Source organism: Dyella sp. S184 (assembly GCF_009766065.1).
Lineage (GTDB): Bacteria > Pseudomonadota > Gammaproteobacteria > Xanthomonadales > Rhodanobacteraceae > Rhodanobacter.
The window spans coordinates 22,857-47,408 of the sequence record NZ_LMUE01000002.1 but is presented as its reverse complement, the minus strand read 5'-3'; the positions used below and the strand labels follow the sequence as shown (position 1 = coordinate 47,408).

The 24,552-nt window shown below is 60.9% G+C and carries 23 protein-coding genes; 17 read left to right on the top strand and 6 right to left on the bottom strand.

Going from position 1 to position 24,552, the window contains the following annotated elements:
- Positions 1-11 precede the first annotated feature (11 nt).
- The gene (locus tag GSQ75_RS00195; protein ID WP_254058386.1) at positions 12-1,385 is read right to left on the bottom strand and encodes a cytochrome C; all 1,374 of its coding nucleotides are present in this window, start codon (positions 1,383-1,385) and stop codon (positions 12-14) included.
- Positions 1,386-1,437: 52 nt separating this feature from the next.
- Complete coding sequence (locus tag GSQ75_RS00190; RefSeq protein WP_254058385.1) at positions 1,438-2,223, bottom strand: cytochrome b; 786 nt, start codon at positions 2,221-2,223, stop codon at positions 1,438-1,440.
- 157 nt (positions 2,224-2,380) lie between these two features.
- Here GSQ75_RS00190 and GSQ75_RS00185 point away from each other — a divergent pair, with 157 nt between their 5' ends.
- From GSQ75_RS00185 to GSQ75_RS00110, 16 genes are all read left to right on the top strand, one after another.
- Entirely contained in the window at positions 2,381-2,818 is a 438-nt protein-coding gene (locus tag GSQ75_RS00185) for an FdtA/QdtA family cupin domain-containing protein (protein ID WP_158752541.1), read from the top strand.
- A complete protein-coding gene (locus GSQ75_RS00180; protein ID WP_158752540.1) occupies positions 2,803-3,468 on the top strand; it encodes an acetyltransferase in 666 nt (221 codons plus the stop codon). The genes GSQ75_RS00185 and GSQ75_RS00180 overlap by 16 nt, the downstream gene beginning before the upstream one ends.
- Positions 3,469-3,475: 7 nt before the next feature.
- Positions 3,476-4,429 (top strand): hypothetical protein, encoded by a 954-nt coding sequence (locus tag GSQ75_RS00175; RefSeq protein WP_158752539.1) that lies wholly within the window; start codon positions 3,476-3,478, stop codon positions 4,427-4,429.
- Positions 4,416-5,348 carry a GNAT family N-acetyltransferase gene (locus tag GSQ75_RS00170; RefSeq protein ID WP_158752538.1) on the top strand — a complete coding sequence of 311 codons (933 nt, stop codon included), beginning with the start codon at positions 4,416-4,418 and terminating at the stop codon, positions 5,346-5,348. Before GSQ75_RS00175 ends, GSQ75_RS00170 begins: the two co-directional genes overlap by 14 nt.
- A 14-nt stretch (positions 5,349-5,362) precedes the next feature.
- Entirely contained in the window at positions 5,363-6,475 is a 1,113-nt protein-coding gene (locus GSQ75_RS00165; protein WP_158753831.1) for a DegT/DnrJ/EryC1/StrS family aminotransferase, read from the top strand.
- On the top strand, positions 6,472-7,722 hold the full coding sequence (locus tag GSQ75_RS00160) for an O-antigen translocase (protein WP_158752537.1): 1,251 nt from the start codon (positions 6,472-6,474) through the stop codon (positions 7,720-7,722). The genes GSQ75_RS00165 and GSQ75_RS00160 overlap by 4 nt, the downstream gene beginning before the upstream one ends.
- Before the next feature lie 2 nt (positions 7,723-7,724).
- Positions 7,725-8,672, top strand: coding sequence for a glycosyltransferase (locus GSQ75_RS00155; protein ID WP_158752536.1), 948 nt, complete (start codon positions 7,725-7,727; stop codon positions 8,670-8,672).
- A complete protein-coding gene (locus tag GSQ75_RS00150; RefSeq protein WP_254058384.1) occupies positions 8,669-9,883 on the top strand; it encodes a hypothetical protein in 1,215 nt (404 codons plus the stop codon). Before GSQ75_RS00155 ends, GSQ75_RS00150 begins: the two co-directional genes overlap by 4 nt.
- Positions 9,870-10,706, top strand: coding sequence for a Wzz/FepE/Etk N-terminal domain-containing protein (locus tag GSQ75_RS00145; RefSeq protein ID WP_158752535.1), 837 nt, complete (start codon positions 9,870-9,872; stop codon positions 10,704-10,706). The genes GSQ75_RS00150 and GSQ75_RS00145 overlap by 14 nt, the downstream gene beginning before the upstream one ends.
- 225 nt (positions 10,707-10,931) lie before the next feature.
- The gene (locus tag GSQ75_RS00140) at positions 10,932-11,816 is read left to right on the top strand and encodes a class I SAM-dependent methyltransferase (protein WP_158752534.1); all 885 of its coding nucleotides are present in this window, start codon (positions 10,932-10,934) and stop codon (positions 11,814-11,816) included.
- A 25-nt stretch (positions 11,817-11,841) separates the two neighbouring features.
- Positions 11,842-13,050 carry an amidohydrolase family protein gene (locus GSQ75_RS00135; RefSeq protein WP_254058465.1) on the top strand — a complete coding sequence of 403 codons (1,209 nt, stop codon included), beginning with the start codon at positions 11,842-11,844 and terminating at the stop codon, positions 13,048-13,050.
- 2 nt (positions 13,051-13,052) lie between these two features.
- Positions 13,053-13,751, top strand: a complete 699-nt coding sequence (locus GSQ75_RS00130; protein ID WP_158752532.1) for a class I SAM-dependent methyltransferase — start codon at positions 13,053-13,055, stop codon at positions 13,749-13,751.
- A 24-nt stretch (positions 13,752-13,775) separates the two neighbouring features.
- Positions 13,776-15,293, top strand: coding sequence for a radical SAM protein (locus GSQ75_RS00125; RefSeq protein WP_158752531.1), 1,518 nt, complete (start codon positions 13,776-13,778; stop codon positions 15,291-15,293).
- Positions 15,294-15,306: 13 nt separating this feature from the next.
- Positions 15,307-16,434: a glycosyltransferase family 4 protein gene (locus tag GSQ75_RS00120; protein ID WP_158752530.1), complete on the top strand. Its 1,128-nt coding sequence runs from the start codon at positions 15,307-15,309 to the stop codon at positions 16,432-16,434.
- On the top strand, positions 16,431-17,540 hold the full coding sequence (locus GSQ75_RS00115) for a glycosyltransferase family 4 protein (protein WP_158752529.1): 1,110 nt from the start codon (positions 16,431-16,433) through the stop codon (positions 17,538-17,540). The genes GSQ75_RS00120 and GSQ75_RS00115 overlap by 4 nt, the downstream gene beginning before the upstream one ends.
- A gap of 7 nt (positions 17,541-17,547) precedes the next feature.
- Complete coding sequence (locus GSQ75_RS00110) at positions 17,548-18,699, top strand: acyltransferase (RefSeq protein WP_158752528.1); 1,152 nt, start codon at positions 17,548-17,550, stop codon at positions 18,697-18,699.
- A gap of 128 nt (positions 18,700-18,827) precedes the next feature.
- Here the strand turns inward: GSQ75_RS00110 and GSQ75_RS00105 are convergent, their stop codons facing one another.
- The 4 genes from GSQ75_RS00105 to GSQ75_RS00090 all read right to left on the bottom strand — a co-directional run bounded on the left by GSQ75_RS00105 (position 18,828) and on the right by GSQ75_RS00090 (position 23,126).
- Positions 18,828-19,751, bottom strand: coding sequence for a hypothetical protein (locus GSQ75_RS00105; RefSeq protein ID WP_158752527.1), 924 nt, complete (start codon positions 19,749-19,751; stop codon positions 18,828-18,830).
- A 1-nt stretch (position 19,752) separates the two neighbouring features.
- The gene (locus GSQ75_RS00100) at positions 19,753-20,352 is read right to left on the bottom strand and encodes a class I SAM-dependent methyltransferase (RefSeq protein ID WP_254058383.1); all 600 of its coding nucleotides are present in this window, start codon (positions 20,350-20,352) and stop codon (positions 19,753-19,755) included.
- Positions 20,353-20,425: 73 nt separating this feature from the next.
- Positions 20,426-21,640, bottom strand: coding sequence for a nucleotidyltransferase family protein (locus GSQ75_RS00095; RefSeq protein ID WP_158752525.1), 1,215 nt, complete (start codon positions 21,638-21,640; stop codon positions 20,426-20,428).
- Positions 21,615-23,126, bottom strand: coding sequence for a radical SAM protein (locus tag GSQ75_RS00090; RefSeq protein ID WP_158752524.1), 1,512 nt, complete (start codon positions 23,124-23,126; stop codon positions 21,615-21,617). Before GSQ75_RS00090 ends, GSQ75_RS00095 begins: the two co-directional genes overlap by 26 nt.
- Before the next feature lie 296 nt (positions 23,127-23,422).
- Here GSQ75_RS00090 and GSQ75_RS00085 point away from each other — a divergent pair, with 296 nt between their 5' ends.
- Positions 23,423-24,460, top strand: a complete 1,038-nt coding sequence (locus tag GSQ75_RS00085) for a serine kinase (protein WP_254058382.1) — start codon at positions 23,423-23,425, stop codon at positions 24,458-24,460.
- The last annotated feature ends 92 nt before the right edge of the window (positions 24,461-24,552 follow it).

Genomic DNA, 24,552 nt, shown 5'->3' with positions numbered 1-24,552 from the left:
TATGCGTATTTTTAGAAGGCCACACTTGCCGTAACCAGGAACGCGTTGAGGTCGCCGGGCTTGGTTGTAGCAACACCCAACGGAACACCGAAAATGTTGTCGGTCACGCCGTTGAACCGTGTGAAGCGGAACCAGGTGGCGGCGAGCTTCAAGTTCGCGATAGAAGTGAAAGAGTCCTCCTTGCCGAAAGGCGCCCAGAACACGGTAAAGAGATTGGCAGTGGTATCGGGCTTGCCATACGGCCCGAATCGAACCGCATCGCGTGTTCCATTGCTTTGCAGATGCGCAAGCTGCACGCCATAGCTCTGCTTGAAGGTGTAGGTGAGGCTGAGGTTCTCGTCGTGCAGTGCGCCGCGTGGCAGAGCGACGAGGCTGGGGTCGACCGGACTTACCGGTGTGCTGCCGTACTTGCGCTTTTCAAGAATGTTCACATAGCTGACCTGCACGATGTTTTCGCGATTACCCAGGAACTGGTAAGTCAGGTCGTAGCCCAGGTCGGTGAGATCGTCCGCTGGACCGGTGCGCGGCAGCTGGCGTCTGGTCGTCAATCCTACGATGCCTGCCGAGAAGAACTGGCGCTTGAGATCTTTCATGTACGCGAAACGGAAATATCCTGTGTCGCTGATCTTTCCCGGATCGCCCGAGATGGAATAACCTAGGTGATCCTGCGTGGAGGTAGGCAGCGAATTGTAGGTACCGACTTCGCCGTACCAGTCCTTGTCGTACAGACCGTAGACGGTGGCGCCGATGACGCGATCGGCCGGTGAATTGGCGCTGGACTCGTTGAGGAAGGTGCCGGTGGGGCCTTGCCCACCAGGCGGTCCGAGATTTACCGCCGCGGGCAGCACGGCGATGGGGTCGTCGAAGCCTGGACTGTTGTTGACGCTTACTCCCATTGTCAGGTCCTTGCCGTTGAGCTTGAGGTCCTTGGCGACAAAGCGCAGATCGATATTGCTGAGCTGGGTTTTATAGGTGTCGTTACCGGCGTAATTGGCTTCGACTTTGACGTAGCCGCCGATCTGATCGGTAAGGCGGCCGGCCAGGTAGAGGTCCGCTTCGGTAAGGTCGGTGGAGCTCTTGCCACGGGCTGGCGCGTCATGTGTTTCCGTCAGCTGACCGGCCACGGGAATCTTTTTGCCATTGTCGTCTGTATCGGTGTAGCCGTTGAGCTTGAAGCGCATACCGTAAGGCGTCAGATTCGGTCCATTGCCCCCTCCGCCATACGCGCCGGCGTGACAGTCTGCACAAGCGGAACCGGTCTGTCGGGCATACGCCGGGATCGCATGGACGGTGGTGCTGGCGAACATCAACAGCGTCGCAAAGCTGTAGCACAACGCCAGGATCCCGGGACGGTACCTCACGCATCGACTGAAAAAAGACGACATGAAGTCTCCTTGTTGGGACTGGTGCGGTAGTGAGTGGAATGCCATGCGCCGATCAATGGCGACGTTGCGGCAACATCATCCGCAGCACGCCGTCGCGAAGGACGAAGTGGTGCCAGAGTGCAGCGGCGATATGCAGTGAGATCAATCCAAGCAATAGCCACGCGGCATCCTGATGCCATACCTGCAAGGCATCGGCGACATCCTCATCAGCGCCAACGAGGGCAGGCAAGGTCAATCCGAATAGATGCACTGGTCGGCCTTGCGCATCGCTGAGTGCCCAGCCGAGCAAAGGCTGAGCAAGCAGCAACGCGTACAAGGCGACGTGGGTCAGCCCCGCAAGTAGTCGAACTAGCCGCGACGAACCGTTGTCCGAGGGCAACTTACCGAATCGGAAGCGAAGGGCAACACGGACAAAGAAAAGCACCAGCACGAAAAGTCCGAAATGACGGTGTCCCTCGAGTAGCCACATTTTGAGGGCTCGCCCGGAGACTTCAGAACGGATCAGGATTAGCGCCGCAGCGATGAACAGAAAAAGTACGGTAAGCCAGTGCAGGACTACCAACGCCCTGGAGCGCTCCGGTGCAATTTCTTCAATAGGCTCGTCGAGCAAACGTCCCGGATCGCCTTCGGCGCCAGGTATGGACATCACGTCGCTGCTTCCTTTTGACAGAGTTTTGTTCTCCATTCGCGTCCCAGAACTGCCTTTGCCCGTTGCCGTCGTCGAACCGATTCCTGTGTATGTCCTATGGCCGGCTTCACCGTCGAAAGGGCGGCCCATGCACAGGTCGAGAGTGACCTTGGTGGACGTGAGTGCTTGCGGTGCGATGAAAGGTTGCATCCAGTCACTCCCTTGCTCGCGCATAGACAGATCAAGCCATCACTCGAAGCGAAGTCGCTACTTTTCCGTCGCTGATGCCGAGGCAACCTTTCGCCAGCTACGCGGCACTCAAGTGAGTTGGTTGGTCATCTCAAAATTCACGGTCTGGCCCAAAAACATGGAAATCGAGCGAATCCAGTTGCAGAAGCATGGTGACAACGGCGGCATGCTCATCGCATTGGAGGAGGATCGGAACGTGCCCTTCGTGATCCGGCGCGTGTATTACATCTTCGCCACGCAGAACGACGTGCATCGGGGGCGGCACGCGCATCGTCATCTCCATCAACTGGCGATAGCGGTGCGAGGCTCCGTCACCTTTCTGCTGGACGATGGCAGCGGACCTGTAGAGGTTGTGCTCGACGATCCCTCGCATGGACTGATGCTAGGCCGAATGGTGTGGCGCGAGCTGTACGACTTCAGCGAGGATTGCGTGTTGATGGTGCTGGCCGACCAGTTGTACGACCAGAGCGATTACATCACCGATTACGACGATTTCATGCGCGAAGTCAGCGGCGCCATGTATTTCGAGGACATGGCAGCATGTCAAGGCCGCTAGTCCTGATCGGAGCTGGCGAGTTTGCGCAGATCGCCTGCGAATACTTCGAACACGATAGCGACTACGACGTGGTGGCCTTCAGTGTCGAGCGCGAATATCTCGCACAACCGACGCTGGCCGATCGTCCCGTGGTGGCATACGAGACCCTGGAAGCACACTACCCGCCGGCTGAAGTCGAGGTGTTTGTGGCCATTCCGGCCAGTCAGCTCAATCGTCTGCGTGCGCGCTTCTATCAGGACGCCAGGCGTAGGGGCTACCGGTTTGCCACGTATGTCAGTACACACGCCTTCGTATGGCGCAATGTCGAGCTGGGCGAGAACAGCTTCATCTTCGAAGGCAACGTCATCCAGCCCTTCGTTCGCATCGGCAACAACTGCATTTTGTGGAGCGGCAACCACGTGGGACATCGCACGGTCGTGCGTGACAATGTATTCGTCGCCTCGCATGCGGTCATTTCAGGTTATTGCGAGATCGGCGAGAGCAGCTTCATCGGTGTGAACGCCACCTTCAACGATCACGTGAAAGTCGCGTCCGACAATCTGGTCGGCGCCGGTGCGCTCGTTACGCGTGATACCGAGCCGGGACGGATCTACGTCGGCTCGCCGGCCAAGGCGGTGCCTGGAAAATCCAGCTTCGATGTGAGGCTTTGAAGGGCGCATGTTCAAATGGAGCAAGAAAGGGCTCGTGTTCGAAACCAAGCGGCATGGGGTAGGCGGCTGGATGAGTCATTCGGCGCTCACACCGACCCCGTATCGCATCGACGATGATCTCATACGCGTGTACGCGGGTTTTCGCGATGCTGACGGTGTGAGTCGCATAGGTTACGTCGACCTATGGGCAGACGATCCTGCGATCATCGTACGTGTCAGTACGGAACCGGCGCTCGACATCGGCCGGGACGGCTGCTTTGACGACAACGGCGTGATCCTGGGCGATATCGTCGATGCGCCAGGCGGCCTGCACATGTTCTATGTGGGTTTCCAGCGCGTGGCCAAGGCCAAGTTTCTGGCCTTTACCGGCTTGGCCATCTCGACCGATGGCGGCCATTATTTCGAACGCACACAGGAGACACCTGTCCTGGACCGTGCGCACGGTCGCAGCACCATCGGCGCGGTGCATTCGGTCATTCATGAAAATGGTCGCTGGCGCATGTGGTATGCAGTTGGTGACGATTGGGAGACCATCGACGGTCAGTCGTTTCCGCGCTACCACATTCGCTACGTGGAGACGGATGATCTGAGGTCCATGCCGCGCGAAGATCAGGTTTGCCTGCTGCCCCGTGGCAACGAGTATCGAATCGGCCGACCGCGTGTGTACCGGTTCGGTGGCAAATACGTCATGTACTTCACGCGGGGGAACCTCACCGGCGAATACTTTCCCGGCGTTGCCTATAGCGATGACGGCATCCGATGGGCACGTTGCGACGAAGCGTTTGGTATGACGCTTTCCGACAGTGGTTGGGATTCGCGGGTCATCTGCTATCCCGCGTTGATCCAGCAGCGCGACAAACTACTGATGTTCTACAACGGCAACGATATGGGAGTGGATGGATTCGGCGTGGCCGAGGCCAGTCACGCCTGCCTCGACGGTGATGCGCATGTTCACGGTTAGGCCTTATGTCCAGGATGATGCGAACGCCTGGGATGCTTTGGTCGAGCATTCCCGTAACGGCAATCTGTTGCATCGGCGCGGTTACATGGATTACCACGCCGACCGCTTTGTCGACCGGTCATTGATCGTCGAGCGGAACGGCCAGACCGTGGCGGTTTTCCCTGCAAACATCCAGGAGAACCTGGTGACCAGTCACGGCGGTCTTACCTATGCCGGACTTATAACGACGCAGACCTTGCGCGCCGAATCGACGCTGGCCGTGTTTGAACAGATCGGCAACCACTATCGCTCGCTTGGTGTGGGACGTGTCGTCTACAAGGCAGTGCCGCATGTGTTTCATGCCTACCCCGCCGAAGAGGACTTGTATGCCTTGCATCGGTTGGGAGCGCAGCTGAAGCGACGCGACCTTTCCTCGGTCATCCCATTGCAGGAAACATTTCACTTCACGCAGGGGCGCAGGCATGCCATCGACAAGGCAAGGAAGGCGGGTATCCGATTGCAGGTCGGCGCCGATCCGGCGGCTTTTCATGCACTGCTTTTGGATGTGTTGGGCAAGCACGACGCCCTGCCAACCCACCGCCTGCAGGAGTTGTATCTGCTGCAAGCGCGCTTTCCGGAGCAGATCGTGTTGCATGAGGCACGCCATGACGACACTTTGCTGGCGGGCGTCCTTGTCTACGATTTCGGCAGGATCGTGCACACCCAATACATGGCTGCATCGGAGCAGGGGCGACGCCTGGATGCGCTCAGTTTTCTGCTTGCAGAACTGATCGGTGGCATCTATGCGACCAGAGCTTATTTCAGTTTCGGCATTTCGACTGAACAGGAAGGGCGCGTTATCAACAGCGGCCTGATCGCGCAAAAGGAATATTTCGGCGCGCGCGCCATCGCGCACGATTTTTACGAATGGCCGCTCTGATGGACACCGCCTTGATGGACGTCCCATTTCTCAGTCTCAAGGACGTCAATGCGCGATATGCCGACGAATTGAAGGCTGCGGCCGGGCGCGTTATCGATTCAGGCTGGTATGTGCTTGGCGAAGAACTGACGGCCTTCGAACACGAGTTCGCCGCCTATTGTGGCGTTCGCCATACCGTGGGCGTCGGCAACGGACTGGATGCCCTGTCACTGATCCTGCGCGGTTACAAGGAACTCGGCATCATCGAAGAAGGCGACGAGGTCATCGTGCCGGGCAATACTTTCATCGCCAGTTTTCTTGCGATTTCCGAAAACAGACTTGTGCCGATTCCGGTCGAGCCTTGTCAGGCAACCTTCAATATGGATCCGGCATGCGTAGAGGCAGCCATCGGGCCACGTACGCGCGCGATCGTGGCGGTGCATTTGTATGGCCAGCTGGCGGACATGTCCGCATTGGCTGCGCTGGCCAGGCGGCACAACTTGCTCCTGATTGAAGATGCGGCGCAGGCGCATGGAGCGATGAGCGACGGACACAAGGCTGGAGCGCTCGGCGATGCGGCGGCCTTCAGCTTTTTCCCCGCCAAGAACCTTGGGGCGCTGGGTGATGGCGGCGCCGTGGTAACCGACAACAGCATGCTGGCAGAGCGAATCGCGGCCTTGCGCAATTACGGTTCTGCCGTGAAGTACCACCACATCCAAAGGGGGCTCAATTCGCGGCTCGATGAGATCCAGGCCGCCATGCTTCGGGTAAAACTTAAGCATCTCGACGAGGACATCGCATGGCGTCGTCGCGTGGCACGTCGGTATCGCGAAGGCATCAGTAACGCGCAGATCCAGTTACCCTACGCGGCGCGGGAGGAACGGCACGTCTGGCATCTCTTCGTGGTTCGCTGTTCTCGCCGCGATGCCTTGCAACAGCATTTACAGGTGCATGGTATCCAGAGTCAGGTGCACTATCCGGTGCCACCACACCGGCAACCGGCCTATGCCGCCTTGCGGGGGGCCCATCTGCCGCTGACGGAACGATTGCACGATGAAGTGCTGAGCCTTCCCATGGGACCGACGCTGAGCGACGATGCGGTGGACCGGGTGATCGAAGCCTGCCAGGCATTCGAGTGCCCCGCATGAACATTGTGCGCACCGGCTTTTACACCACCATCGCTACCGTTGCGCGGTTGCTCGCGGGTCTGGTCGTGATCAAGCTGGTGGCATGGTTTGCCGGGCCCGCAGGGGTGGGCAAGCTGGGCCAATTCATGAGCCTGATGTCGTTGCTGGCGGTATTGGCTGGCGGCGGCATCAGCGCCGGCGTCGTCAAGTACGTTGCCGAATATCGTCACGATGCACAGAAATTGTCGCGCCTGCTTGCCGCGGCGCTCTGGTATGCGCTCTGCGCATCTTGCCTGATGGGAGGCGTCGCGCTGCTGTTCAGTCGGCAGATTGCGTTCTGGCTTCTGGGTGACCCAGGCTATGAAAGCCTGATCCGCGTACTCGCCGTGGCTCAGCTTGGCATTGCCCTGGTCAACTACATCCTTGCCGTGATCAATGGCTTCATGGATGTGCGCCGGCTTGCCTTCATCCAGGTGCTGGGATCGGCTTTCAGCATCGTGTTGGTGCTCTGGCTGTCGCGCTGGCTGCATCTGTACGGCGCGTTGCTGGCACTCGTCCTGGGCCAGCTGCTCTGCCTTGTCGTCGGCTTGCCGGCCTGGTCGCGCAGCCCCTACTTCCAGCCCAGCATGCTGCGGATGCATTTCGACCGCGAAATGACTCTGCGGTTAGCAGCCTTTTCGGTGATGACGCTCAGCTCGGCCTTGCTGCCACCCCTGATCAATATCGCGGTTCGCGATCACCTCGCGGTCCAGTTCGGCTGGGAGCAGGTCGGTTACTGGCAGGCAGTGAGCAAGGTATCGGACGCCTATCTGCTGTTCCTCACCACGGCCATCAACATCTACTACTTGCCCAAACTGGCGTCGACACACGAGCGCGCGTCGCTGGTGCTCGAACTGCGCAATGCCTACCGCTACCTGCTACCCGCCGTCATCGTCCTGGCGGCCGTGGTCTATGCCTTGAGAGGCTGGGTGACACGCCTGCTGTTCAGTGCGGACTTTGCGTCCGCCAATACGTTATACGGACCACAGCTGGTGGGCGATGTCATCAAGATCGCTTCCTTCATCCTGTCCTACGTCATGCTGGCCAAGGCGATGACGCGACTGTTCGTGTTATCCGAATGCGTGTTTGCGGCCAGCTATCTGGTGCTGGTCTATGTACTTACCGCGCACTTCGGTCTGGTCGGCGCGATGTACGCATTCACGATCAACTATCTCCTCTACCTCGCATTCAATGTCCTGGTCGTACGACGTTACCTGGGAGGGCTGTGACGATGGCCTTCGACGTATCGAAAAACGTGGCGGCGATGCCGCTGGTCTCCGTGCTCATACCGGCATTCAATCACGAGCGTTTCGTGCAGCGCTGCCTGGATAGCGTGCTGGAAGATCCGTATCCAACCAAGGAGCTCATCATCATCGATGACGGGTCGACCGACAAAACCGGCGAAAGAATTGCCGACTGGGTCGCGACGCATTGCATGGAACTCCCGATCGAGTACGTACGTCGGGAAAACAGAGGCATCGCGGCGACCTTGAACGAACTGGTGGCGCGCGCCAGTGGAGAGTTCCTTCGGCCGGGCGCCAGCGATGACTATCTGTTACCAGGAGGGCTCGATGCCCAGGTCGATTACCTGCTGGCGCATCCGGGCAAAGGGGCGGTGATCGGGGATTCGGTCGTCGTCGATCAGGATGGGAAAAAAATGCATGACAGCGGCATGCGCGATCTGCACGGTGCCAACAAAAGTCTCTATCGATCGGATGACGGCATACGACGTGCCGTCATCAGCCAGTGGGCCATCGGCGGTCCGGTCGCCTTATTGAGAAGGAGCGCACTCGACACCGTCGATCGCTGGAGCGAAGGCCTGCGTATCGAAGACTGGGATCTGTTTCTTCGCCTGGCAGCCCGTGATGCACTTGGTTTCATCGACGTCAGCGTCTGTGCTTACCGCATCCATGGAAAAAACCTGAGCGCGACGCGGCACACAGCGACCCGCGTCATCAATCTTCTCGAGTCGAAGCAGGTCGCGCTACGCCGGGCATGCCTGTTCGACGAACCCTACAAGACCTTGCTCAGGGCGCAGTCGCATTACATCGGGGCCAAGATTTCGTTCCTGCAGAGACAACTGTGGCCACTGGCACTCCACATGCTGGCGTATCTATCGCTGGTGATTCTGTCAAAGGTCAGGCCTTCATCCGCAAACCCGGGTGCGGAGGCGACATGAAGCGATTGCTATGTCTTCCCTCGACCTATCTGGGATTGCCGATCCTGCTTGCCTGTGGGCTTACCTTGCTCACTTACGATCTCCCCGTCGACTACCTGCAAGGCTTGCTGCTGCTGGCAGTAACCGCATCGGCCATTGTGTTGTTCGACGTGTATGCAGGCGTCCGGATTCCCGGAGCCGCGCGATTCCGTATGCGTCATTACGCCGGCACTCGCGACTCGTTCGTCGCGCTGGCCTTTGCTGGCCTGATCGTTCTTTTCTGCGTGCTCGATCTCACGCTGTTTTCGATACCGCTGTTCGACAATCCATCTTCCTATGCCTCGATGGAAGGCGGCCGCGAGCACGTCCGGCACATCTCTGACATGTGCTGGGTGCTTCCTCCGATCGGGTTGCTCTGCGTCAGAAGCAAGTGGCTCCGCAACATGCTCATTGTCATTGGCTTTCTGTTTCCCGTGCTGGTGATCGACCGCAACAGGCTCTTCGCCAGCGTGTTTTCGTTTGCGCTCGTCATTGTATTGCGACGGGATGAGACAAGACCGCTGCCGTGGAAAAGCATCGGCTTTCTGGCGCTCGCGGGCAGCAGTATTTTCTCGATCCTCGGCATCTTGCGATCGGGCCCACTGGATTACATCACGCTGCCTTTTGGTGCCATGTATCGGGCTTCGCCGGTGGGCATCAAGTGGTTGCTGCTTTATGGAAGCGCTGGGCCATACAACTTCAGCGCCATGCTGGCCAAGCATTACTCCAACGCCAGCTTTCTCATCCATCAGGTGGTCCCCATGAGCGGGTCCGTTGCAACCGCCGGGACGAATATCCCGCTGGACGCGCCGACCATCAATGTGGGTACGGAATTCTTACCGTTCCTTCTGGCGCTGGGTCCGTTCGCCGCGGTGATTGCAGTCTTCGTGTTGTACGGCCTACTGCTGTGGAGCGTGCGGCGCCTTCGCCCGACCGTCCCACTGTTTTCCTTCCTGATTTTCCTGCGTGTTTCCTATGTGTGCGTCATGTCGCCCTTCGCACCGCAGGCATTCACCTGGACGAATGCCGGTTTTATCGGCCTGTGTCTTTTCATGCAGGTTTTTGCGGCATGGCTGCCGAACAGAAGGCCGCGGGAACCTGCCGGCGTTGGGCAGGAATATGCGTCCGTGGCTGCTGCGCAAACCCTGTCTTCACCCCTTCTCCAGCGAGTACAGAACCATGGAACAAGATGAAATCTATCTGATCGATCTCTGGCGGATCCTCTCTCGCGAATGGAAGTGGTTCGTGGCCGTGGTGATCGTGATCCTGGCCTGCACCTATGCCTGCGCGCACCTGATGAAACGCCAATGGGAAGCGACCGCCTGGATCCAGATCGGGCAAGTCGGGCAGGTGGTGTCAGGCCAGGATCCGAAGGTTGAACCACTGCAGCGTGTGCTCGAGCGGCTGCAGCTGGTGCCGTTCGAAAACGATGTCCTGAAAAGCGCCGGCTATGTGCCCGATTCGTCCGTGGCCCAGCTCTACCGCAAGAGTCTGAAGCTGGACCCGTTGCCTTATGCTGGTCCGCTCATCCGGTTGACCGTACGGGCCTACTCTCGACAGCAGGCCAGCGAACTTGCTACGGCGACGGTCACCCAGCTGCGTGCGATTCACCAGCGCCTCGAGCAGATATCGCTGACGTCGGCGCAGGCGCGTCTCGCCCAGGTCGAGGCCGACCTGCAGACCACCGAAGCCGACCGGGCGCGCTATCAACAAGCGGCCACGCCGGTAAAAGAAGGCGATGCGAGCAGCAAGGATGTCCAGAATGCGATGCTCGTCAGCGTGCTGCTGGCCAACAAGAACGATGAGATTCACAGCTTGCGGCAGACGAGGAGCGACCTCATCGATCGCCTCGGTCCTGCCAACACATATGAAACGTCGATGATGTGGCCGGTCTATGTCCCTGAGGCACAGGTGCTTCCGAATCCCGAGCTGACCTGGGGGATCGGTCTTCTGTTGGGGGTTTGTCTTGGCACATTCGCGACCGTTGTTAGAGGTGCCAGGCGACGATCCGCATAGAAGGGGGCCGCTTTTGCCGGCAAACAGAGCCGGATGCCGGATTCATCGGGACGTAGCGGGCGCTACATCCATGCGCCAGCTCTATTCACAACCAAAACAGTCCCAGCTGGCACTCACTGAACGAGCCAGCGAGTGTCGAGAACGGCGTTGCGGACCAGCTGGCGGCGGGCGGTTGGTGTGATGGTGAATAGAGGACTACATCGCGGTGGAACGGAGTTCGATCAAATGAGTGGGCAACCCAAGCTTGAAATCGTGCGCGAGGCAGTATCCGACGCCAGCGTTCGTCAGCGCCCACGGAGTGCGCCCTTGGGTGAGGAGCAACTGCTCGATACGCAACGCGCCTTCGACAGTGTTGCCGCCGACTATGACGGTCCGCGAGGCAATAACGAACTTATCCAGCGCATGCGGCTGACTCTGTGGGATACCGTGCACAGCGAGGTCCCACAAGGCGCCCGGCTGCTCGACCTGGGGTGTGGCACCGGCATCGATGCGCTCGAATTCGCACGACGTGGTTTCCATGTGGTCGCCTCCGATTGGTCGCCCCAGATGGTCGAACGCACGCAGACGCGCGTCGTTGCCGCGGGCCTTCAATCCCGTGTCACGACCATCCACCTGGGCATCCAGCAGCTGGAAGAACTCAAAGGCGAGTTCGACGCTATCTATTCGAACTTCGGTCCGCTGAACTGCGCTCCTGATCTCGGCGTGGTCGCGGCTGAATGCGCGCGTCTACTTCGGCCCGGCGGTAGCCTGGTCTTTTCGGTGATGGGCCGGATCTGTCCGTGGGAGCTGGGCCATTACGCATTGCGGGGCCGCTTCAAGCGGGCCGGCGTGCGCGCCGCGCGAGGCGCGACGGCGGTGGGGATGAACCGCCACACGATCTGGACTTATTACTATCTTCCACGCGAGTTCTACCGCGCCTTCACCGAACACTTTTCACTGCAGAGCTATCGCGCGCTGAGCCTCTTCATGCCGCCGCCTTACCTGGTGGATTACTACCGGCGCCGACGCAACTGGTGCGAGCGGCTGGGTCGGCTCGACGACCGCCTTGGCAGCCTGCCGTTGCTGCGCGACATGGGTGACCATTTCCTGATCGTGATGCGGCGGCGCTGAGTCCATGGATATTCTCCAGGCCGCAATGGACGTCAGCTTGTGCCGCGCGGTCTCGGTCACGACGGAAGCCCGCTCGCGTGTACCGCTGCCGATCCGGGCAGGGCGGATCGGCTCGTCGCTGGCGGCGCGGGCGTATCGGGTCGATCTGCGCGACCATCTGATTTTCCCCGGCCTGATCAACGCGCACGAGCATCTGCACGTCAACACTGTTCCACCGCTGAAAACCGGCGCGCCCTTTCCCAACAGCTACGCCTGGATTGCGGCCTTTCAGGCGCATTTCGAGGAACCCGCCGTCATCGCCGCGCTGCAGGTGCCGAAAGAATTGCGGCTACGGCACGGCGCGTTGAAGAACCTGCTCGCCGGCACCACCTGCGTGGCACATCACGATCCGTGGCATCCGGCGCTCGACGCGACGAATTTCCCGGTCACACTGCTGCGCGATTACGGCTGGAGCTACGCGCTGGGGTGGCCTGGTTACGGACCTCCAGTCCAGCATAGTTTTGCTGCCACACCCGCCGATCGGCCATGGCTGATCCACTTGGCTGAGGGTACCGATACAACGGCGCAGGCCGAGCTGACGCAGCTGGATCAACTGGGATGCCTGGCACCGAACAGTGTGCTGATCCATGGCGTGGGCCTGCGCGAACAGGACGTCGATCGGGTGATCGCCAGCGACGCCGCAGTGGTCTGGTGTCCGACCAGCAACCACACCCTGCTTGGGCGGTCGCTTAATCCGCAGCGCCTGCGCGCGGCCGGCCGGCTGGCGCTGGGCACCGATTCACGGCTCAGCGGTGCGCGTGATCTGCTTGAAGAAATGCGTGGCATTGCCGCTCGCCGCGAGCTCAGTCCCCAGCAGGTACTGGAGCTGGTCACGACCCAGGCTGCCCGTATCCTGCGTCTACCCTCGCGCGGTAGCCTCACGCCGGGCGTGCCTGCCGATCTGGTGATTGTCGAGGATCTCGGTGGTGATGAGGAGCGCAGCCTGGTGGGCATTGAACGCAGCCAGATCCGCGCCGTGGTGCGCAACGGTGTCCCCTGTATCGCCGATACCGATTTCGCCGAATGGTTTGCCGCCGCAGGCATGGAGGCTGTGCCGGTGACCCTGGATGGCAAGCCGAAACTGTTGGCCAAGTCTCTGGCCGAACCGGCGCTGGTTGCGCTCGAGCCTGGACTCGAACTGATCGCTGATCGGAGCGAGTGCGGTCGCGATCTCATCATGGAGGGACGGTGTTAGTGATGACGCGCCCAGCGATGCTCGAACCTGCCGAGGCCTATGCGTTGTGGGCATCCAGCTATCCGGCGTATGCCCACAATCCGGTCATGCAGGTCGAGGAGCGCGCAATGCTCGGACTAATGCCGTCCACCCTGCAGGGACAGGCTGTACTCGACGTCGGCTGTGGCAGCGGGCGCTACATGTTGCATGCGCTGCGACGTGGTGCGACGCGCGTGATCGGCGTGGATCTTTCACCGCAGATGCTCAAGCGCGCCGGCACCGAGCTGGCCACGTTTCAACCCGATACCGAAGTTGACCTGGTACAGGGCGGCTTGGCGGCGCTGCCGGTGCCGGATGCGCGGGCCAATCTGACGATCTGTGGTTTGGTCATCGGACATCTCGAGAGTCTGGAACAATCGCTGGCCGAGCTGTGCCGGGTGACCCGACCCGGCGGCACGCTGTTGTGCAGCGACGTGCATCCGATCGGGCATGCGCTCGGTTGGGTACGAGATTTCAAATCCGATGGGCGGCGCTACGTCGTGCGGCATACGCAACACTTGTACAGCCATTGGCACGCGGCCTGCGCGACGCTTGGACTGCGCATCGAGCAGGTACTGGAGCCCAGGCTCGATCCGGCCGACATCCCTGACGGGGCACACTTCGACCGCATGGCGCTGGAAGTTCCCGTCGCGCTGGTGTTTCAGCTCAGTCGCGCGTCCTGATTCTTTTTGCCGTAATCCTTCGCCATGACTCGTTCCCCCAACACCTTGCTGATCAACCCGACCATCACATCGCGCTCGAGTGCGCGATTTCCGTTGTCGCTGCTGCATTTGTCGGCGGCGCTCGACAGGTTCGGCAACAGCCACATTATCGATGGCAATGTCGATCGCGACGTCGTCGGCGAAACATTGCGTGCGATGGAAGGAAGCCACTTCGATGCCGTCGGCGTCAGCGTCATGGGTGGCCCGCAGATCGCGCCGTCGATCGATGTCTCCCAGGCGATCCGCGAACGCTTTCCTTCGATGCCAATCATCTGGGGCGGATATTTCCCCACGCTCTATCCAGATACTGCGCTCGCCGCGCCGTATGTCGATTACGCCGTGCGTGGGCAGGCCGAGGAAAGCCTACCTGAATTGATCTCGGCCATCAGTCGCGGAGCCCAACCCGAAGCGTTGGCAAAGATCGGCAGTCTGTCATGGCGAAACGATGATGCCATCGTGCACAACCCGAACCGCCGCTTCACGATGAATGACGACGGGCTGGTACTGCCCTACGACAAGCTCGGCGATCCGCAGCGCTATCTCGCGCGTACGTTTCTCGGTCGACGCACGGCTGCACATCAGGCATCGATCGGTTGCCGCTTTCGCTGCACGTTCTGTGGTGTGAACGCGATGTTCGGCGGCACCACCGTCTTGCCGGGCGCGAGTCGGCTCGAGCGCGACCTGAGTTATCTCAAGCACGAGGTCGGCGCCGATTCGATCCAGTTCTTCGACCACAACTTCTTCGACCGCGAAGTGGACATGATTCCGCTGCTCGAAGTGATGGCCAAACTCGAGATGCCATGGTGGTGCTATGCCCGTTCGGACGCGCTGCTGAATCTCTCGGAAAGCACGTGGAAGCTGGTACGCAAGAGCAAGCTGCGGATGGCCTATGTCGGCGCCGAGTCGCCCAGCGGCGCAATACTCAAGGAAATCCGCAAGGGCACGCGACCTGATCAGACCCTGGAGGTCGCCGAGCTGTGCCGCCGAAACGGCGTGATTCCCGAGCTCTCCTTCATGGTCGCGCCACCCGAAAACACCGAAGAGGAAACCGAGCACACCTTCGAATTCATCCGCGAGTTGAAGCGGATCAATCCCCAATCCGAAATCATCGTCTATATCTACACGCCGTTGCCGGAGAGCAGCAAGCACGAAAAGGATCGCGGCAAGCGGGCGTCGATGCCGCTGCTCGATCTCAACGGTGAGCCGGTGGTATTTCCCAAAACACCGGAAGAATGGATGGAGAAGCGCTGGGTCGACTACGCCTGCCATGCCGATGCGCCATGGCTCACCGACAAGCTGCGCAGTCGCATCCATGACTTCGTGACGGTACTGCGTTGCCGTTTCCCCACGGTGCAGGACCTGCGCTCGCCACCCTGGGCCAAGCGTAGCCTGAGCGCCATGGCTGGGTGGCGCTATCGCTACGGCAAGTACGACCGGCCGTGGGAACTGAACCTGGCCAACCGGCTGGTACGCCTGCGCATGCCGCAGGTTTCAGGCCTCTAGACAAGTGCAAGCCTTGCACGTCGCGCAAATCAATTTCCTGCCGGTGCCGACGGGTCTTGCGCATGATGAGGTTCTTGAGCAATGGCATTCGCTGGTGGATATCGCTGAACTGGTTGCAACTGCCGGAACTCGTGTTTCGGTGATCCAGGCGGCGGCACGCGAGGATCGGCTTACACGAAGCGGCATCGACTACCACTTTGTCGATATCGGTGGAGTGGTGGGGACGACCGGGCGCGGGCGCCGTTTCGCCCGTCTACTCAGCGAGATCAAGGCCGACGTCCTGCATGTGAACGGCCTGGGTTTCGCCGAACACGTATTTGCCGTGGCGCAGTGCCTGCCGCAACTGCCCATTGTTATCCAGGACCACGCGGACCGGCCGCCGCGCTGGTGGCGACGGCCGCAATGGCGGCGGTGGTATGCGGCCGCCTCAGGCGTCGCCTTCACAGCGCGCGAGCTGGCGCTGCCATTCACCCGCGCCGGATTGTTCGAGCCGCGGATGCGGCTATTCGCGATTCCCGAATCCAGCAGCCGCTTCACCGTAGGTAGCCGCGTCGATGCCCGCACGGAGACAGGCCTTCACGGCGACCCGTGCGTCCTGTGGGTGGGACATCTGAGCGCCGGTAAAGATCCGTTGACCGTCCTTGAAGGAGTTGCCCAGGCGATACAGAAGCTGCCTGGTCTGCAGCTGTGGTGCGCGTTCGGTAGTGCGCCGCTGATGGATGAAGTGCAGCAACGCATCGCGCACGACGCACGGATTGCCGGTTGCGTCAATCTGCTGGGCAAGGTGACGCACGCAGATGTCGAGCGCCTGATGCAATCGGCGGATCTGTTCGTCTCCGGCAGCCTAGCCGAGAGTTGCGGTTATGTCGTGCTGGAGGCGCTGGCCTGCGGCGTGACGCCGGTGATCACCGATATTCCATCATTCCGTGCGTTGACCCGCGATGGCAATGTCGGTCATCTGTGGCCTTGTGGCGACGCAACGCGCCTCGCGGATGCGCTGGTCGCTGCCGCGTCGAATCGTCCATCGCCGGAACGTGTTCGCGCGTATTTCGATGCTGTGCTTTCGTTCAAGGCGGTGGGCCGTCAGTGGGCGGACGCTTATGCGCAAGTTCACGGCGACCGGCGACGGAGGAAATCGTGAAGCTGGCGCTGGTGATCCCTGGTGGTGTGGATCGCACCGGCGAGTTTCGTGTGATTCCGGCATTGCTGGCTCTGATCGAGCGGCTGGCGCGAGCGAACGAAGTGCATGTCTTCGCGCTGCGCCAGGAGGCGGTCGCGGGTCGCTGGGAACTCGCTGGCGCCACCGTGCACAACATCGGCGACAACTGGACGCGTTTGCGCGCGATCGGTGCGATCCGCAGCGAACATCATCGCGCGCCGTTTGATCTGGTCCATGCGATCTTCTCCGGTCCTTGCAGCCTAGTCGCTGTGGTTGCGGCAAAACTGCTGCGGCTGCCGAGTCTGGTGCATATCGCCGGCGGCGAGCTCGTCGCGTTGCACGAGGTCGACTACGGTGGACGACAGAATTGGAAAGGACGGCTGTGTGAAGCGGTGGCGCTGCGCGGCGCTGATGTCATCACGGCGGCCAGCGTGCCGATCATCGATTCGCTGCGAGCGCTCGGTCTCAAGGCGCAACGCGTGCCGCTCGGCGTCGACCTGCGTGCATGGCCGCCGCTCGCGCCGCGCGAGCGCCGCACGAAGCAAGCGCGGCTGATCCACGTCGCCAGCCTCAACCGCGTCAAGGATCAGCCGACGCTGCTCCGGGCGCTGGCAGCCGTGGTCGACAGGGGGCTGGAATTCGAGATGGATATCGTCGGCGTGGACACATTGCAGGGCGAGATGCAGCGGCTGGCTCGCCAGCTTGGACTGGAACATCACGTGCGGTTTCATGGATTCAAGACGCAGCGCGAATTGCGCCCGATGATGGAGTCTGCCGATCTGTTGGTGATGTCTTCGTTGCACGAGGCTGGACCGCTGGTTCTGCTGGAAGCTGCGGTGGCGGGCGTGCCTGCGGTCGGTACAGCGGTCGGGCATTTCGTGGAGTGGTCGCCTGCGGCGGCCCTGACCGCGCCGGTCAAGGGCTGGGATGAATTGGCGGATGCCATCCACCAGGTGCTTGCCAATGAGGGACTACGGCTCCGGCTGGCCAAGGAAGCACAGCGTCGCGCGATCCTGGAGGATGCCGATTACACCGTTCAAGCATTTCAGGCCTTGTATCCGCAGCATTCCGCTTTCGTGGCGCGGTAAAGCAAGCATGTCGAACTCGACTGGCCGGCGCATACCGTCACTGGACGGAATCAGGGCGATCTCGATCCTGATGGTGCTCTACGGACACCTCAGCGGTACGCGGCATTTCCCTGTCTCGAACCCGGGCGGCTATGGGCGCTGGTTCGGCGATGTTGCCCATCTCGGCGTGCTGGTGTTCTTCGTGATTTCCGGGTTCCTCATCACATCGCTGCTGATGAGCGAGCATGAGATGACAGGGACGATCTCGTTGAAACGGTTCTACTTGCGCCGTGCATTGCGCATCTTTCCTGCGTTCTATGTATACGTCCTGGTTTTGGTGATCGCGGCGTTGCTGGGGGTAGTGCACCTGACCAGCCAAGATTTCGCCTTCGCACTGACCTTCGGGTTCAACTATTCGCCGAGCCATCCGTGGCAGTTGGGCCATCTGTGGTCGCTGTCGATCGAGGAGCAATTTTATTTGCTGTGGCCGTTGATGCTGGTGGCTTTGCGCGAACGCCGCGCGCTGATCGTCGCGATCGTGGCGATTTTCACGAGCGCTTTGTTGCGTGCGGCCATCCGTGCATGGGTTCTCCACGCAGGTCCCCAAGTGCTCATCAGCAAAATGACGATTTTTCCCGCCATGTTCGATTACCTGGCCACGGGTTGTGCATTGGCGATGCTGCGGCCGTGGCTGCTGACTCAGACGTGGTATCTGCGCCTGACCGCCAGCCGCTGGCTGCTGCTGACGGTGCCCGTAGTGGTTCTGCTCAATAGAGTGGGCGGCGATCCGGTCGTGATACTCCTCGGGTCACCGGTGACCAATGTGTGCCTCGCACTGCTGGTCGAGTCGAGCACACGCCATACAGGTGCGCTGGCGGGGCGCTTCCTCAATTGGAGGCCCGTTGTGTTTCTTGGCACATTGAGCTACTCGCTGTATCTCTGGCAGGAGGTGTTCCTTGATCGCGGATCCGATACATGGGTGAATGCGTTTCCGCAGAGCCTTGTATTTGCTTTCCTCGCGGCGCTGGCATCCTACTTCTTGATCGAGCGCCCATTCGTTCGCCTGCGCAGGAGATTACGGCGCGACGCCGGATTGCCTCCACGCGTGCAAGGTATTGCAGGTGAGGATTGGACAGTATTTGAAGAAGCGGTGCCGACAGAAATCCCCAGACACAGGTGAATTGTGGGCAGATCACCGGTACGTCCGGATCGCCTACTTCGCACCGGACTGGAGCAGGGCCGCGCCAGGCTAGACGATGATGCCGCAGATCAGGCGAGGTTCGCTATCGCTCCTCCCGTCCCAAGAGGTTAGACCTCCGCAAGCGGCATGTCCTGCCGGCGGCGGTACGCTTGATGAAAGCCTGCCGTGTGATGCAGCTGCTCGCCTTTCGCCAAATTTTCGTCGGAAGTAATGCGGCCAAGAAAAAACGTGTGCAAGCCGATCTCCTGACTATGCACGATGGTGAGCTCCCGAATGCTCAACGCCGCAGCAACGGCGGGAATGCCAAATTCCCGCGACAGCCGCACAGGAAACGGAAGCGCATGCCAGTCCAGCAGCGGCTGCTTGTGATGCGCGCTGAGCTTGTAAACGGTCGCCTTCATCGTCGCAGGGATGCTGGACAGGGCAACCCGGCGTACGTCACGCATGACTGGCACGGAAACGTTGGTGCTGCGTAGCGCAAGCGAAAAAAGCCCGCTTCGCTGCAACGGACCAATCAAATCCATCGGGAAGATATTTTGCTGGCCTGGCGTGGCGATGGAGACAAGGACAACCGGCCGCGGACATAGATAGGCGATCATGAGCTGCTGTACGGCGGCAGGCTCCGTATTCAAGTGATTCGACGAGCGGTTTTTCAGCATGTGGCGGTTCTGAAGCCACGCGTTCCAAGAGCGCCGCGACCAGCCCAGACAGCGGTGTCCGCCAGCTGCCACGCGGTAGAGGACGAGTGAGGTCTTGTCAGCAGCGACCGCCGTCATATGCATCAGGCGCAAAACTCCGAGGAGCCTTCCACTAGCGCTATCGCGGTACTCGAGTACCGGGCGCTGGCCGGCATCAAGACTGGTCGCGATCACGAGTGGCTTGAGCGAAGCCACGGTATGGTCCGCTGTGACATCTGCCGATTTGCCGTCCCATCGCAAGGTCGCTGTGACCACCTGCTGCGGAGGAGCAACGGCAACCGTGGACCATTGCGGTAGGGGATGCACGAACGGCCTTATCCAGTCCTTCCACATCTCAGACCCGCCGGAATAGCAGGAACATGTAGAGATCGGTAGCCAATCCGAAGCCGCGCGGAATGAGGCGTTCCAGGCGAAAATGCGGTGCAGCTGCCCGCGCCACGACACGTGGCGTGAAACGATGGATGCGACTTTCGCTTGGTATGGCGTAGTGACCACGTCGCACGAGATTCATGACGTTCGCCCGCCACCAGCCGTAACGTGCATCACCGAGGTAATAAGGACTCAGCATGCTGGCCAGCACAAAACCGCCTTGGTTGACCACGCGCGACAATTCTTCAAAAAGCGAGGTGTGATCCGCGAAATGGTTGAGGACCGCAAAGTTCGCCGTGACTGCCTGCACCTTGCAGGCGAGCGGCGAGGCAATCTCGACGATGGTTTTGCGGGCGATTTCGTCGTGGCAGTACTGCGCCAGGTGCGCGCACATCGCCTCCGACGGGTCATATACGAAGGTCTGATGTCCATTAGCGGCATAAGCTTTCGCATCAATGCCGGTACCTGCACCAAAATCGAGTACTTCTGCTCCCTCGGGCAGCAGATCCAGCGCGATCCTCTGAAAGCTGTCGCGCACTATCCGGTCCCGCTGCGAGGCCAGCATGAAGTGGTGGTACTGCTCTCCGGTATGCACGTCGTCGACTACCTTGCTGACAAACTCACTGACTGATGTCCCATCACCGAAGCCCCGGCGACTCCAGTGCTGCACGTACGACGTACAAGGTATCCATCCGCGGCACCGACCGGGTGAGCAAGGTCAGGATGCGCCGGCCCTGGTGCTGCTTGACCCAGCTTTGCCCCTGCAACCAGAACTGTGTCCGCACCATGTCGGCACGCTCCTTGATGGTTTCTCCAGGAGGCCTGACACGATTCCTGACGTAGCGCCCGACTTCGCGGACAGAGCGGGACCATTCGATTCCAGCCAGGGCGTGCAGCCACAAATCCGAACACGAAACTTGCGTCAGGGTCTGATGACGCGAGATGGCTCGCAACACAAGGTGGCAGTCGCGTTCAAGCTGGGCGAGCACTGCGTTGGGAATCGCACTCGGGTAGTAGTGTGTAAGTAGACGCAGCGGTGGCAACGCCCACCAGGGGGTGTCGATGGCATGCTCATCCCATAAGACGTTCCAGTCGTCTGCGGTCATGCGCGTGGCCAGGAGCGCGATGTCATTCAGGTGCAACAGACGCAGGCTGCGGCCGCAGATGTTGCCCGCCGCGTGAAGCAGCAGATGGTTCATCAAGGCGCCGTTCGACGGATACGGATTCAAGCCTGGTGCGGGCTCCCGCGGGTAGATCCGCTCGGTAATATCGATCGCCGATACAGGCAGGCGCTCCTGGATACGCGTATGCAACTCGATATTGACTGGGGTATCGCGGTGTTCGCCCAGCACCGCGGAGGGCTGGCCCGTCGAAGGCTTGAATACCCGATGTTTCCACGCGACGAAGGACTCCACGTAGCCAAGGTCCCGCAGCAGTTTGCTCGCCAGTTCGGCATCGCCTTCACGGACCAGCAGGTCGATGTCGGCCATCGGACGGTCGCCTGGCATGTAGATTCCCATGTCGTGCAATGCGGAACCCTTCAGGGCGACGATGGCCAGCCCTGCGGCGCGTGCGCCGGTGTCGATGCGTTCCAGCAGTGACGCTATGCGTCGATGGCGAAGCTCGACGTGTTCGCGCTGACTCTCGAGAAACCGTCTCCATTCCGGTTTTTGCCACCGGGAAGATTTGCAAAGCAGCGGCGACACGCCGTGTGCGGCCGCGGCGGCCGCGGCGAGCTGCCATTCGAGTTCGCTCCACTCTGGCGCGGTGCTGCCTGGCTGCACCAGCTCCACGGCAAGCGTTTCGGTGGTTCGGCGCAAGCCGTCTCTAACGGTTTTTAGCGGTGGCAGCATGACGGAGCACCTGGGCATTGTCTTGCACGGTCGAGAGCAGTGACGTGACGGCTTCGGTACGGTGCGCGTGCTCGCAGGCGATCAACGCATTCCATCGCGCATCGAGTGCGGCACAGTCCTGGCGGTAACGCTCCGGTTCCGTGACAGCTTTCGATTGCTGCAGTGTGACCTGCTCATGCAGCAGGTCGCGCACACGACGATAGAACTCCGAGTCGTAGGCGCCGCGGAACATCATGGCCAGGTCATCGCTGTCCTGCCAATTCGTTTTTGCCCCAAGCTGGGCCTTGACCCGCTCGTAGAATTTCGTGCCGGGCAACGGGTAGGAAACGCTGACGCCGATGTCGTCCGGTGCGGCCTGCGTGACCAGCTCGCGGGTGGCCAGCAGATCGGCCAGGTGTTCGCCCAGATAGCCGAGCTGGATGAAGAAGCCCACTCGGATGCCGCGTTCGCCTAGCCGCATGCGGGCGGTGATCAGGTCGGCGACCTTGGTGCCCTTGGTCATCGCGTCCAGCACGCGCTGGCTGCCGCTTTCCGCACCGATCCAGGCTTCCGCGCAGCCGGCCTGTTCGAGCGCGCAGGCCATGCGTTCGCTGATCAGGTCGGCGCGGGTCTGGATGGTGAACGGCACCGACCCGTCGGCAGTGCGCAGGTGCTCGGCGAACTCCGTGACCCAGTCGACGTGGAAGCCGAAGATGTCATCAGCCAGCCATATGTGATCGGGCCTGAACGTCTGTTTCAGGTACGTCATCTCCGCCGCGATGTCCCGGGGGCCACGCTGCTTGTAGTGATTGCCCCAGATCGGCTTGGCGCACCAGTTGCAGCGGAATGGACAGCCGCGCGACGCCGCCATGTTGAGGCTGAAGTAGCCGTGTCGTTCGTTCCACATCGTGCGATAGCGTTCAATATCGACCAGATCCCACGCGGGCTGGCCGGTCAGTCGCGGATCCGGCGGCTGTGCGCCCATGCGCAGCAGCTGCGTCTGTCCATTCACCAGCGTCGCGACGCCTGGGATGGCGGATGTCCAGTTCGAGGTGGTGATCTGTGGATCGCGGTCCACCCGCTCGATCAATTCGACCAAGGCTGCTATGCCTTCGCCGATCAGCACGGCATCTGCACCCGCCGCGAGAAAGGCATCCGGGTGGTCGGAAGCGTCGGAGCCCGCAACGATCACCCGGGCACCGTGGGCGCGCGCCTCGGTAATCATCTGGCAGGCTGCTTCGCGCATGCGACTGAGGCACATCTTGGTCAGGTAGTTGAAGTTGTCTTCGTAGATGACTACCAAGTCCGGTCGGGCGGTCTGCAAAGAGGCTTCGTAAGCCTCGACACCATCGGCCAGCATCGCATCGAATAAGGTGGCGGCATGTCCCATCTGCCTGAGCAGTGCAGCGACCTGGATCGTGGCGAGTGGGGGATAGGGCTTGCCGCGCTCCCACTGCTTCCGGTCGTAAGCCAAGAAGTAGGAGTGGCCAACCTGGATCTTTAGCATCGCAAAGGGTCTCGTAAGCCGTGGGGCACGCTGTGGCAGCGCATCGGCGCCGGGCCGGCGAGCCGGCTCCAACGATCAACGTTGACTGGACGTGAGTGCTCCGGCGTGCTGCTTCGGTTGCCTCGTGCGGAAAAATATTCGAGTAGTGCGCGCTGCGGACCGTCGTTGACACGTCGCAACCGGGATCGCCTGCGGCGATGTTGCCGACGCAACCTTTTTCCGCTGAAACGGTACCTACTGACAACCTATTCGCAATTCGCGCAGCACGGCGCCCGGCAATCAGACGGCTGAAACTTTTGATCGACGACGATGGCCTTGGCTTCTGCGCCGGTGTTCAAGACGCCGGTGCAGACCCTTTTTGCGAGCGCTCCGCTGACCGCCGTTTCTCGGAGTGTCGGCAGATCCTGGGCGGATGCTTCCGCTTCGAAAGCAACAGCGAGGCGCTGCTGCAACTGGTGGGCGCAGCCTATGCCGGCCTGCCGTCGCACAGGCTACCGAACGCCGTACCGGAATTCCGCATCGAGCTGCACTTGTTGCTTCGTCAGGCGTCGCCGGCTATCGCGGACCCGCCGCCAGTGCAGACCCAGTCAGGCGCGGGCCTGCTTTGCGGCATCATGGACTCGTCGAACTACGTGATCCTGGCGCCCGAACAGCACCGCGCACTGGTAGTGGTCTCGGAGGACATGCTCAGTCATCCCTACCATCTGCGCTACGAGCTCATCGAATTTGCCGTATTCACTCTGGCGACGCGCGGACTGGGCCTGGTTCCCCTGCATGGCGCCTGCGTCGGTCGGCAGGGGCGCGGTATCCTGTTGCTGGGAGCCAGCGGCTCGGGCAAATCGACGCTGGCCTTGCACAGTGTGCTGCGGGGGCTGGACTTTCTCGCCGAAGACGCGGTTTTCGTGCAGCCCGAGAGCCTGCTCGCCACCGGCGTCGCCAATTACCTGCACGTGCAGGGCGATGCACTGCGTTTCATCGATGACGAGGAGACCCGACGCTGGATCAGACGGGCCCCCGTTATCCGACGCCGCAGTGGGGTCGAGAAGTTCGAGGCCGATTTGCGACAGGGACATCGTCGGCTCGCAACGACTCCGCTGGAGCTGGTCGGTGCGGTGTTCGTTTCCGGTCAATCAGCCGACGATCCCGATGTCCTGTTGAGTCCTGTCCCCAGGGACGAAATCGCCGCACGGCTGTCCGCCGATCAGTCGTATGCTGCCGGGCAGCCGGGCTGGCATCGCTTCGAACAGCGGCTGATGCAGCTGGGTGTCCACCAGTTGCGCCGTGGGCATCATCCACGGGCCTCCGTCGATGCACTGTGCAGGCTTCTTGATTGATGCCGCCGATCGCGCCGGATGCCACGGTGTTGCATTGCATCGGGCAGGTAACGTTGGACATATCTGTAGCGAAGATAGAAGCATCGGAGCGA